The organism is Paenibacillus sp. FSL P2-0089, assembly GCF_038595095.1.
Lineage (GTDB): Bacteria > Bacillota > Bacilli > Paenibacillales > Paenibacillaceae > Paenibacillus_AQ > Paenibacillus_AQ silagei.
Map to the genome: position 1 here is coordinate 5,091,875 of NZ_CP152006.1, position 12,123 is coordinate 5,103,997.

At 51.7% G+C, this 12,123-nt stretch carries 12 protein-coding genes; 3 read left to right on the forward strand and 9 right to left on the reverse strand.

Annotated features, from left to right (window positions below; genetic code table 11):
- Positions 1–19 precede the first annotated feature (19 nt).
- The 3 genes from NST69_RS21370 to NST69_RS21380 all read right to left on the reverse strand — a co-directional run bounded on the left by NST69_RS21370 (position 20) and on the right by NST69_RS21380 (position 2,660).
- Entirely contained in the window at positions 20–1,612 is a 1,593-nt protein-coding gene (locus NST69_RS21370; RefSeq protein ID WP_340951148.1) for a diguanylate cyclase, read from the reverse strand.
- Positions 1,613–1,800: 188 nt separating this feature from the next.
- Positions 1,801–2,358 carry a 5'-nucleotidase gene (locus NST69_RS21375; protein WP_036731518.1) on the reverse strand — a complete coding sequence of 186 codons (558 nt, stop codon included), beginning with the start codon at positions 2,356–2,358 and terminating at the stop codon, positions 1,801–1,803.
- A gap of 155 nt (positions 2,359–2,513) precedes the next feature.
- The gene (locus NST69_RS21380) at positions 2,514–2,660 is read right to left on the reverse strand and encodes a lmo0937 family membrane protein (RefSeq protein WP_155991672.1); all 147 of its coding nucleotides are present in this window, start codon (positions 2,658–2,660) and stop codon (positions 2,514–2,516) included.
- A 164-nt stretch (positions 2,661–2,824) separates the two neighbouring features.
- Here NST69_RS21380 and NST69_RS21385 point away from each other — a divergent pair, with 164 nt between their 5' ends.
- Positions 2,825–3,853, forward strand: coding sequence for an alpha/beta hydrolase (locus tag NST69_RS21385; protein WP_342547061.1), 1,029 nt, complete (start codon positions 2,825–2,827; stop codon positions 3,851–3,853).
- A 49-nt stretch (positions 3,854–3,902) separates the two neighbouring features.
- On the opposite strand, the gene NST69_RS21390 is transcribed toward NST69_RS21385, so the two are convergent.
- From NST69_RS21390 to NST69_RS21400, 3 genes are all read right to left on the reverse strand, one after another.
- Positions 3,903–4,559 (reverse strand): class I SAM-dependent methyltransferase, encoded by a 657-nt coding sequence (locus tag NST69_RS21390; RefSeq protein ID WP_036731516.1) that lies wholly within the window; start codon positions 4,557–4,559, stop codon positions 3,903–3,905.
- A gap of 245 nt (positions 4,560–4,804) precedes the next feature.
- Entirely contained in the window at positions 4,805–6,109 is a 1,305-nt protein-coding gene (locus NST69_RS21395; protein WP_342547062.1) for an MFS transporter, read from the reverse strand.
- A gap of 58 nt (positions 6,110–6,167) precedes the next feature.
- Complete coding sequence (locus NST69_RS21400; RefSeq protein WP_342547063.1) at positions 6,168–6,617, reverse strand: CBO0543 family protein; 450 nt, start codon at positions 6,615–6,617, stop codon at positions 6,168–6,170.
- Positions 6,618–6,777: 160 nt separating this feature from the next.
- Here NST69_RS21400 and NST69_RS21405 point away from each other — a divergent pair, with 160 nt between their 5' ends.
- Entirely contained in the window at positions 6,778–7,299 is a 522-nt protein-coding gene (locus NST69_RS21405) for a DUF3231 family protein (RefSeq protein ID WP_340951127.1), read from the forward strand.
- A 148-nt stretch (positions 7,300–7,447) separates the two neighbouring features.
- On the forward strand, positions 7,448–8,059 hold the full coding sequence (locus NST69_RS21410) for a LysE family transporter (RefSeq protein ID WP_342547064.1): 612 nt from the start codon (positions 7,448–7,450) through the stop codon (positions 8,057–8,059).
- On the opposite strand, the gene NST69_RS21415 is transcribed toward NST69_RS21410, so the two are convergent.
- The 3 genes from NST69_RS21415 to NST69_RS21425 form a co-directional block, all read right to left on the reverse strand.
- Positions 8,056–9,498 (reverse strand): amino acid permease, encoded by a 1,443-nt coding sequence (locus tag NST69_RS21415; RefSeq protein ID WP_340951123.1) that lies wholly within the window; start codon positions 9,496–9,498, stop codon positions 8,056–8,058. The two genes, NST69_RS21410 and NST69_RS21415, sit on opposite strands and share 4 nt — an antisense overlap.
- A gap of 79 nt (positions 9,499–9,577) precedes the next feature.
- On the reverse strand, positions 9,578–10,522 hold the full coding sequence (locus NST69_RS21420) for an NAD(P)-dependent oxidoreductase (RefSeq protein WP_342547065.1): 945 nt from the start codon (positions 10,520–10,522) through the stop codon (positions 9,578–9,580).
- Positions 10,519–11,964 (reverse strand): glycosyltransferase, encoded by a 1,446-nt coding sequence (locus tag NST69_RS21425; protein WP_155991671.1) that lies wholly within the window; start codon positions 11,962–11,964, stop codon positions 10,519–10,521. Before NST69_RS21425 ends, NST69_RS21420 begins: the two co-directional genes overlap by 4 nt.
- Positions 11,965–12,123 lie beyond the last annotated feature (159 nt).

The window sequence follows — 12,123 nt, forward strand, 5'->3', positions numbered from 1 at the left end:
CAATTCAAAGTAAATTCTGCTAGGATTCCGCAATCACGGACTGGTTGCGTCCTCTGCTCTTCGCCAGATACAAGGCCTGATCCGCCTTCACAAGCAGTCCCGTAAGATCGGCGGCATGGGAAGGGTAGTGGGCAATCCCCTGTGAAATCGTAAGCTTCGCTGCAATCGGCCCCTGGCTCCGCTCAACCGCAAGACGGATTCGCTCAGCAGCGCTGAAGGCTTCAGCAGGCGTGGTCCGGGCCAGCAGAATAACGAATTCTTCCCCGCCGTAGCGGTAACAGATATCATCCGGCCGAAGTGAAGTCACGATGACCCGGACGACATGCTTCAGAACTTCATCGCCCAGATTATGGCCGTACGTGTCATTGACCAGCTTGAACTTATCTATATCCAGCAGCACCAGTGAAAAGGGAACACCAGAGCTCATCCGCTGGCTGATCGTATGCTCCAGGGACCTGCGGTTCATCAGACCGGTAAGCACATCCGTTTCGGCTTCATGGGTCAACTGCTCAGTCTGCTGCTGAATATTGGCCAGGGCAAGCGACACTCCGTCTGTCAGTAAGTAAGCCTCCCGGCTCCAATACCGCTTCGCTTCCTGCAATTCTATCTGTTCCTTGCCCATTTTGCTCACGACATCTGCCAGATAGACGAAGGGGCGCGCAAACTTGCGTGCCAGCAGAATAACGCCCAGCAGCAGGATGATGAACGGCAAGGAGGTATACCCGATCAGGATACGAATATGTCCCATCAGCTCCTGATGAATGTGGCCAATCGGGGAGACGACCACAATCCCCCAGCCATTGGCAGGCACACTGGAATAACCGGCCAGCATCTCGATGCCCCGGGTGCTCGTCACCCGCTGTTCTCCGCTTTGCTTATTCATCAGCTGCTGCACAACCTCATTCCTGCTGACATCTGTGCCGATCCGCGCCTTATCCGGGTGATACACCAGATGGCCTTCGGAGTCCACAATATAATAATAAGACCCCGAGTCATCCTCCTGTACATTGTCAAAAATCTCAGACAGAACGTTATTCTCCTGAAGGTAGATGGTGCCGCTAAGCATTCCGGCGTACGTACCCGCAGCATCGAAGATGGGCTGGCTCAAAAATACAATTAACCGCTTGGTATTGGCAGTCAGGTATGGAGAAGAGGTATACGGCTTGCGGAGCGCTAATGCTTCCTTGCTATTCTCTGAGGTGATGTGCTTGCCTGTAGTCCCTATGCTGGCAGGTGAGACATGGCGGACGAATCCGCTGGCGTCGACCACGGTGATGGAATTGAAGAAATTGCTGCTGCTGCGCATCAGATCCAGAGAATCATTCACTTGTTGAACCGGCATAGCTTCTATGTCAGACAGCCTTGCAGCGTTGTATTCCAGACTCCCCCACATAGACTGAAATAATGAATCCATGGTCCTCGACATACGGTCAGCATTGATGTAATTCAGATGAAGCGTAGTCTCCATTAAGGAACGCTTCTTGGACTCATAAGAACCTAGCAGAAGAATACTCGAAGTTAGGAGAACCACCAGTGTCACCAGACCTGTGAGCAACGTGGTGAGACTCAGCTTTTTACTTTGACTAACCATACTCTTTAACCCTTTAGACAAAACTGCAATCCTCCTTGGAGCAAGAAACGCAAAGATACACCCATCATACAGCAAATATTGATAATGTTCGACAGCGGATTTACGGCAGTACAGGCGGTGGATATCTCTCGGACATAGCAGAATAAGCCCGCACAAGCGAGGCTCATCTTCAAGCGATAAATCAGGTTCAGGTTAAGATCAGGTTCAGCCTACGCCTGCAAAATCTCATCCACCCGTTCCTTGGCACCCTCCCAGGAGGTCATCAGCGGAAAAGAGTATTGCTCACGTGCTCTCAGGTTCCACGGATGTGGGATGCAGAGCACCTTCTTCCCTGCCTGAACGGCGGGCAGCAGATTATGCGGGCCGTCATCAATCAGCAGGTCGTAGCCGATCAGATGCTTCCGCTTGCAGGTGAAGAAATTGTCGGCCGGGATATACGGCATATGCTTTTGCAGCCAGTTCCATTTCTCCAGCACCGTCTTCGGTACAGCGGCCGTTACAATAATAACATCATAGGCGTTGTGCAGCTTCTCCATCTCTTCCACCACATATTCGTCGAACAGCTCCAGTTCCTCGTACAGGCCGGGTCGGCCGAAGAACAGGTCCATGGTGCTGTCCGGGTGGCGCAGATGGTCCGTGTTCCAATCCATCATATCTTCGTAGCGAAGCGGATGTGTAGGAAACTCAATGTTATTGTGGTATATCGCACGCTTCACGAGATGGCAGATGGTATCATCCATATCGACGGCGATGATCGGTTTGCGCATTGAATCTCCTCCATGTACATTTTCATTCATTTTCATTTATTATAGGCAACCGGGGAATAGGTGTCCAGGCATCCGCCAGACTGAACATAAAAAAGCACATGCCTCCTTCACCGGGGCATATGCTTTGCTGCCTATTCCTACCCGCTCATTCCCCTTTATCTGCGCGACCGTCCCTTGACCAGGTTGACCACGAACAGAACTGCCGCTACAAAGAGCAGAAGATGAATCAGATTGCCCATTACATGAAAAATAAAACCAAACAGCCACGCCACAATAATCAATCCGATTAATCCCCACAGCATAAGCTTACCGCCTTTCTCTTCCGAAGTTATTTGTCTGTATTTTACCCTTGTCGAGGAAGATTCAAACGGGTGATCAACAGAACGGAGCTTGCTTGAATAGCGGACAGGCTGCTATACTATTTTAAATAATACAATTGTATTAAAAAGGAGAGTCATTAGCCAACGTGAAAAATCCAGTCCCTGTCAAGCGTCCAGGCTCCCGCAAATTGCGGAGCAGGCTGTTCAAGATCATATTAATCCTTGTATCTGCATTTGTTCTTATCGCAGGGTCGGGCTTCCTGTATGAAGCCATTGCTTCCAGCTCCGCCCGTAAAGGCTATCCTGCACCAGGTCAACTGGTGGATGCCGGAGGCTATAACCTCCACATTCGCCAGTTAGGAGCGGGAGCACCCGCTATCATTCTGGAAGCAGGCAGCGGCGAAACCAGCCTGTCGTGGAGAGATATCCCTGAACAGTTAGCTGCACATGCCACCGTGGTCACTTACGACCGTGCCGGGTATGCCTGGAGCGAGCAGGCGGATACGGAACGCTCAGGCGCCAATATTGTGAACGAGCTGCACACCGCCCTTAAGAATGCAGACGTTCCCGGCCCGTACCTGATGGTCGGCCATTCCCTTGGCGGCATGTACGCCCGGCTGTTCACGCAGACGTACCCGGAGGAAGTGACCGGGCTGGTGCTTATTGATGCCAGACCCGAGAATGACGATCGCGAGACGAAGCCGATTCTGGCCGCCGAGAAGTTTGCCGGCAACCCCAGTGCCTCCCTGCTGAGCCTGCTCAAGCGCTCCGGTGCGCTTCGGCTGTTCCAGAATCAGCTCCTGGAAGGCCTGGTTGCCGAGCAAGACCGCGGGGAATTCATTAACGTCATATCCACGCCAAGCTATTTTGCCGCCAAGGAGCAGGAAGCCTCCCTGGCCAGCTCAACCGAGGATGCAATCCGTGGACAGAGCTTCGGCTCGCTTCCGGTCAAGGTGATCGCCCGGGGCTTGCCCCAGGATTACGCATCCTTCGGGGTTTCCGAAGAAGCGGGCCGACAGCTCGAAGCTATCTTGCAGGAGGGCCAGCGTAACATGCTGAAGCTCTCTTCCAATAGTGAGCTTATTGTCGCCGAGAAGAGCGGGCATATGGTCATTCATGACCAGCCGGAGCTGGTCGTCCAGACCATCCGCAGGATGCTCGCCGCAGGGAAGTGACCTTGATTGAAGCAAATTGTATTCAGCAGGATAATTCATGCTGTATTCATTAAGGATACAGCGGCTTGATTACATTCCAGTTAGCGTGCATGTGCAAGGTTACCGGGGAGCAGCCCTTGGGCATCAGAACGCCAAGTCCATAGCTATGCTCGAATTGTAATGCATAGTACTGCATCTGTAGATCTTCCCAGTAGCGGTATACGCCGAAGTCGTCTTGCATAGCCGCAATATCATGGAACAGAATAACGCCGTTATCCGCCAGCTTCGGCAGCCATGACTCATAATCATGCTTGACCGCCTCATAAGTATGAAGACCGTCAATATGCAAAAGGTCAATGCTTCGGTCTGCAAATTGAAGCAATGCCTCGTCGAAGGTCATGCGCAGCAGATGGGAGATCCCGGGGTAATAGGTGGCCGACGAGGATAGCACAGATTGATAACAGGATTCATCGTACAATCCCGAATGCTGGTCGCCTAGCCACGTATCGACTGCATAACATTCCGTTGCAAGCCCATGATCCTTGACGGCCTGGCAGAAGGCGAAGTGAGAAGCTCCATAATAAGTTCCTAACTCCACCACCCGATTCGGCTGCATATGACAGACCAAGTCGTAGCCGAATCTGCGATGCCCTTCCCAAGCGGTATTCAGATGTATCCCCCGCTCATCCGTCTCAAACACAGGTCTGCTGCTGTTCCATCCATTCACATAGGTGCCCTCCTAAAATCTCTGTCGGCTCTTGCTATGGTAATTTCATATATAAGTTAGTCTATTCAGAGAGATACGGATTTGATTAAAGCTGATCCGCTAAATCCGTGAATTCCGCTCGCTTCCCGGCCGGAGCAAAAGTGTATTATTTTCACAGGATTGCGGGAAAGCCGGCATTCGTATGTAAAAGAGCAAATAAGGCGCACCCCGCTTGGGTCGCCCCTTATTTGCTGTATATAGCTTTCCTACCGGGCACGCTGGCGCAAAGGACTTCCTTTCTTCGCCAACGAATTCCGCTCTGTCCGGCCTTCTCCTTCGGAATCCTCCTTGCTGGGTCTTACCGCGAAGAAGCTCAACAGCCCGCCGACGGCCCCTACGCCCGCCATGGTGAAGAACAAGGTCCAGTGTCCCCGGTTCATCAAGAGGGACACCACCGGCGGGCCCAGCGCGACCCCGATGAATCTCATGCTGCTGTAGAGGGAAGTAATCGTGCCCCGGTTCTCCTTCTCAATGCCTTCGGTAATCAGCGCATCCATGCAGGGCAGGACCACCCCGATCCCGATTCCGCTTAGACTCAGGAACCCGACCATGTAATAGATGTTCTCATTGAAGCCGGTAATCAGCGTGGCAGCCGTCAGTAAGGCCATGCCGCCGAAGCCGAGCCATTTCATGAGCAGCTTGTTTTTGCCGATGATCTTACCGCTTCCGTAAGAGGCCAGACATAGCAAAGCAAGCGGAATGGCCAGTACAAAGCCTTTGTAGGCCCCGTGCAGGTTATATCTCAATTCGAGGATCTCAGATAGATAGAACAGTACCCCGAAGGTGGCGAACATGCAGATGCCGCCGATAGCGAAGATCGCGTACAGCCAGCGGCCCTTCTCATGCAATACGCTCTTAATACCGTCCAGGAATTCCTTCAAGCTGGACTTCTCCGCTTCCTCCTCCGCCTCGGGCTTCTTAACGAGGAAGATCACAAGAATACAAGAGATCAGACATAGCACAGGAATGGCGATAAACGGCGCATACCATAGCAGTGTCCCCAGATAAGCACCCAGGATTGGGCTTACCACTTTTCCGAAGGTATTGGAGGTCTCAATAATTCCGAGCCCTTTGCTCACCTCCTTCTCATCCTTGAACAGATCACCCACGAAGGGAATGACGATGGGAAAAGCGCCTGCGGCACCGATCCCTTGGACGAAACGTCCGGCAAGAATGATCCAGTAAGCCGTCACTCCTGTGAAGAACCAGGCAGCGGCCACACATCCGGCACCGCCCAGGGCGGCCAGGATCAGGCTGGGCAGAATCACTTTTTTGCGCCCTAAGCGGTCCGATAAATAGCCGGCGACCGGGATCATTAGGATGGCGATCAGGCCATAGACCGTGATGATCATACTGACCCCAAAAGCGCTCACCCCCAGCTCCTTCGAGATCTGGGGCAGAATCGGCAACAGCATCGAATTGCCCAGTGTCATAATCAGCGGGATGGAGGCGAGCGCGATTAGCGCCCCTTTTGAACTCTTTTCCCCTTGGGATTCTTTTGACACCTTCATGGACGAACCACCTTCTTTTATATTCGCATCCTGCTTATTGTCGGTCTAACGGCTGTATTTATACCCCTTGGGACCTGCCTTTAATCATCAGATACCAGCTGTAGCACAACGAACAGGCCAGTACATACGATATGGACGTCCAGCCCAGGTTCCAGCCGTGATCATACCTCACTTTGCCGCTGATGACCAAACAGAACTCAAACAAGGTTTTGCCGCACGTAAAGAGCAGGATCAGCAGCAGCGGATTCAGGGATGTCCTCCTCACCGTATAGATGAGCAGACAGGAGATCACCGGAAATACCCCCAGATTATATGGAAGATACGAAATAACTCCAGGCCCGGTCGGGGTGATACTCCACCACTTCATGTGGTACCCGATCTCATCGAATGCAAAGGCGATTACACTGGCAATCGGTGCGATATGAAGGATGACTACGCTGTCTTTTCTGAGAAAATAACTGCCGATACACCAGGGAATGATACAGCCGATGATCACATTAATAAGCATAAGCTTCTATTCCTCCACCCTGACTTCACATCTGCTTATTATGGCATGACAGTCAGCCTTTTATCCGTGTAAACAAATTCACAACCTCGCACTGTAATATCTCCGTTTCCTGCGGGACATGCTACTCCATGTTCAAATCCAACCGTAAAGGAGCTTACCTATGACAGGAATTCTAGGCGGCAACCCCAAGGAAGAGCCGATGCATTATGGAGAGATCTTTACCCTGTGGGAGACCTCAATGGCAGCAAAGGGTGCTTTATCCGGCTACAGAGCTCATATGTATCACGCCGGGGACAGCGACCTGAAAAAAATTCTGGCCGCCATGATCGACCAGGCGGAGCTGGAAATCAGCGAATGCGACTCGCTGCTTGCAGAGCAGGGCATTGCTGCTGCTCCGGCACTCCCGAACCGGCCTGAAGCGAGACTGGAGGATATTCCGGTGGGCGCACGGTTCACGGACCCTGAGATTGCAGCCATGGTTGCAGCCACTCTGGCGGTTGGGATGGTAGCGTGCAGCCAGGCAATGGGGCAGTCCATCCGTGAGGATATCGGCGCATTGTTCGCCAAATATCATCTCACCAAGGCGGCCATCGGCCTGAAGAACCTGCATCTGCTGAAGAAAAAAGGCTGGCTGGTTCCCCCGCCGCTGCTGGTCAAGAGACCTGAAACGGTCCACGCGTAACGCAGCAGCTCCAGCATCTGTAAAGCAAGAGGCCCGCGATTCTTCGCGGGCCTTCTTCAGGTCTGGTTGTCCTATTCTCCCATCCAGTGGAATAAGCTATCTATATAGAATAAAGGAGGAGGACAACATTAACATATTCATAGGTTATATGGTGCTGGGGTTATCCCTGTCAGCTCCCATCGGCCCCATTAATGCCGCCCAATTGGACAAGGGGCTGCGCGGAGGCTTCCTGCCGGCCTGGGTGGTGGGTCTCGGGGCCATCAGCGCCGATATTATCTACATGCTGCTGGTCTATCTGGGGATGATCCATCTGCTGGATGCCCCGTTCGTCAAGGCCTTCCTGTGGCTGTTCGGCTTCTTCGTGCTGGTCTATACCGGTATTGAAAGCATCATGCACTCGGGGAAGATCACGGCAGCAGAAACGAGGGGCAGCGGGATCTCCCTATCCAAATCCTTCGTGTCGGGATTCCTCATGTCGCTGTTCAATCCGCTGTCCATTCTGTTCTGGCTGGGCATCTACGGCTCAATCTTAGCCAAGGCGGTTAATGAATACCCGATGCAGCAGCTCCTGATCTACAGCGGGGCTATTGTCCTCGGAATACTGCTCTGGGATATGACGATGGCCGCTGCCTCCAGCATGTTCCGCAAATTCCTGACTCAGCGGGTACTGAAAGCCATCTCCGTATTGTCCGGCCTGTCGCTGGTCGGCTTCGGCTTCTACTTCGGGATTCAGGCGGCCCGGCTGCTGTTCTTTCATTAGATTTTGTTCTTCCGCAGCCGGATGCCCTTAATCCGGAAGCCCGGCCCTCCGGGCAATGAATGGAAGCTTCCTGTATCCGCTTCGGAGCGCTGCTCCTTGTCTGCTGCCTCGTGCCCGTGCTTGCTCCGGTAATGCTGGAGTATCCAGTCGCTTAGCCCAATCAGAGCTACAATCAAAAGGCTGATATAGAAGCCCGGGCGGCTAAGCTTATGGAACAGCGTGCCGCTGACCGCAGCCAGAATCAGCACCAGCCCGCTCCAGCGCTTCACTCCGCTAAGCACGCCCCGCTTCAGCAGCTTGCCCGAGGAGAGCAGGATGAACGCCCAGTTATAGAGAATCATCAGCCCGGCGGCGGTGGTGACGTATTCATAGACTTTGCCCGGCAGCAATAAGGCCATAATTACCGTACCCGTCAGACCGCCCGCGATCAGGCACAGCGCCAGCAGCGGATACTTGTCCTTCCACTTCCTGGAGAACACCTTGGGCGCATCCCCCTCCTGGGCCAGCGTAAGCATCATCGAGGTAATCGCATACAGCGACGCAGTCATCGTTGAGAAGCCGGCAATGATCAGCACGCCGTTAAACAGATGGGGCACGAAGGCCAGATGGTCGCTGCGCAGAGCCAGAACAAACGGACTTTCCTTCGGGTTAAAGGCGCTAAGCGGCACCATAATCACCGCCAGTCCAATGGACAAGATGTATACCGTTCCCAGCCCCAGCAGCATCACCTTCCCCGCCTTCGGCGCTTCCTCCGGCTTCTGGAGCCGGTAAGACATAATCCCCAGCACCTCAATCCCGCCATAGGCATAGAAGGCGAAGATGAAGGCGGACCATAACCCGATGCCCCCTGACGGGAACAATGCCTTATAGCTCATTGGCACCTTCGGAGTGAACTTGCCACCGCCAATCCAGCCTGCCAGAAGCAGGGCCGCAATCACCAGGAACATAAGAATAGCCGCCACCTTGATGACGGCCAGCACGTTCTCCACCCGGTCGAAGCCTTTGTTGCCGAAGAATACAATCCCCAGAGCGACCACCGCATACCCGGCTGCAAATATCCACATCGGCACGCCTGGGAACCAGAACCGCGAGAAGATCGACAACGCCGTAAGCTGGCTGCCCATAATCAGCAGCTCCGAGAACCAGTATAACCAGCCGCTGCCGAACCCCGCCCAGTCCCCGAAGGCCTGCTTGGCATAAGAGCGGAAGGAGCCTTGCTCCGGCTGCGCCGCGGTCATCCGGGCTAGAGCATCGAAGACCGCATAGGTTCCCGCCGCCGCGAGCAGGTACACCAGCAGCACCGCCGGACCGCCCATCGAGATCGCCAGCCCCGAGCCGAGGAAATACCCGGTCCCGATCGTCCCCGCAATGCCGAGCAGGCTGAGCTGCCACCACTTCAGTTTCTTCTCATTGCCCGTTGATTCAGAAGTCTGCTTCATGAATTCCGTCCTTATCGTGTTCAGAATTAGAGAGGTCTCTAAGAATTCTATAATTCCCTAAGGGCGGGAATTCATGAATTTAATTTCGGGACAGATGCCTGTAACCGGTCTGTATGCTCTGAAGTGAGGTGTAACGGGGCAGGTAGCCTATTTGGGTGGCACTATGGTTAAGTGAATAATAGTTATTCTTGGAGCCGGTTATCGAGTTATAGGAAGAGTTATCTTCTATTTCATACCTAAGCCCGTAGTGATCTGCAAAGTAATCCAGAATCTCAAACTTCGCCGCAGGATTCAGTGAAAACACATCATATACCTCATTTCCTGCCTCTTCCCTCATACACAGCTTGATAAGCTGGATCAAATCCTCGGGATGCACATAGTCCCTAACGATGTTGTCCGGTGAGGTGTGCAGTATCTCTCCCTTTCTAAGGTGGTGAATAATATCCGTCAGCAAATAACGGGAGTTCAAATCAATGAACGCGCTAAAAATACCGAAGACCCTTAAGTCCACAATGCGGTGCTGGCTCAGACTTCTGTGTTTGGCCTCCATGTTCAGCTTGGTAATCCCATAAAATTCCTGAGCGGACAGATGGTTGGGATCAAGCTTAAGCCATTTCCCGTCCGTAGCAGGCTGATCAAATTCAGACCCGTATACCGCCCCACTGCTCAGATTGATGTATATAGCAGCCGGATTCTTGTGCAGATAGTCCAGAATCAGATTGTCGTATTGCTCAGTAATCTGAAAGACCTGGAACGGATGTTGAACCAGGTTCTGCGGATCTCCGATTCCCACCCCGTTAATAATCACATCATAGTCCGCCGCATGTGCAAATTCATTGTATTCACAGAGCCGGGCACGCTCCTGAAGCTGGTTCTCCGCCAGGAAAAGGGCCATTCTCTCCCTGGACCGTGAGAATAAATACAATTCATATTCCTGCGCCGCTGCAAGACCGAGAATCAGGTTCTTGGCGATATGACCCGTGGCTCCTAGAATGGCAATAGTCTTACGCTTATTGTTTATCATGGCCGCATCACCGAGATCTCCCGCAGCTTCAGCAGACCATCCTCATAATAATCTTCATTCGCATAATAGTCCGTGTAATACTGCTCAAGGTTAGACACATCACTGGCAAATCTATTTCTAACAATTGTTCCGTACAATGGTAGAATCACATTGTAGAAGCGTTTCTTTTTTTCCTCTTGAATGGTCTCACTCTTCAAGGTACGGCCTTCATAATGGTGTAATGCATCCAGGAAATGTTTAATACATACCTCACCTACGTTGTATCCCTCCGGAATTATTCCTGCGTAAAGATAAAAATTACGATTGATAATGCAAAACTTAGGATCAAGAATTAGAATTTCATAGAACCAGTAGATTTGATTAATACTTGTATAAGCATATTTGCTTTTATCCTCAATTTGATCCCACACGGATTTTTTCATAGTATTCATAGAAATTTGCATTGCATTATTACTCGTATGAGCCAGGAATAAGTCACCGCCCTCTAAAGTATAAACCCGGTTATCAGGATGAAATGGCATCGTATGAATCAGCGCGCAATCCAAATGCTCCAGAAGAATTCCGATGAAATCAATCAGCGCTCCATCCAGCCAGTAATCATCGTCTCCCTGTAGTTTAATGAAGCTGCCATTAGCCAGCGTACTGACATAAGCGATGTTCAAGTCGCCACCGATATTCTGTTCATTGCGGCTGTAACGAAAACTGGAGAATAGGTTAGTGTATACACGGCCTACCTCCTGTGTATTATCTGGCGATGCATTATCTGACACCACTACTTCAACTAGATCCTCATCGGAGACCTGATTATAGATGGATTGCAGATTATTGCCAAGATGATGTACGCGATTGTAGGTCGGAATCACGATCGACAGCAGTGGATGTTCTGTGCGGCGGGCAAGTGCGGACTCTCTCTCCGTATCACTGTTCACTTTAACCCACTCCAGTAACTCAGGAACGAATACTTGTGTAACAACAGCCGGATTACCCGAGACTCTGCAAAAGCTTGGAACATGATCCACAACAACACTGTTAGGCTCAATAATACTGAATTTCCCGATCTTGACCGGTCCGTCAATTACAGCGTGTGCACCGATTACGCTTCCATCGCCCACTATCAGTTCCCCGCTGGTTTTAAGAACATCTGTCGCTTGTGCCCAGCCTGGATAACCTGGTCTGACTGAAGCCGCTACAGAGTCCGTCAAGCTGACATAAGGCCCAATCATCACATTCCGGCCTATATGGACTTTATGGCTGCACTGCACATGCAAACCTGTCTCTAACCGGCTCCCATCCCTGATTGTAAGTTGGGGAGTATTGCCCGAAGCCGGTTCATGAATGTTCCAGTAATACCCGCCTTGCACCGTGACATTTCTACCTATTGAAACGCTGGATGGATTCGATATGTAACCCGTCTCCTTCAGAAGTGATGGTGGATTGTTCAAGAGAATAGCCCCTTTTTCATTAAGACATTTACATATACGTTATTCACTAACTGCACAAGTTATGAGTCCATCTGAACCGTCAGGTCCAGGAGAAAATCCGGATGAAGTGAATCTTATGGACCTATTCCCGCAAAATCCGCATATAAATAGGCTTATCAA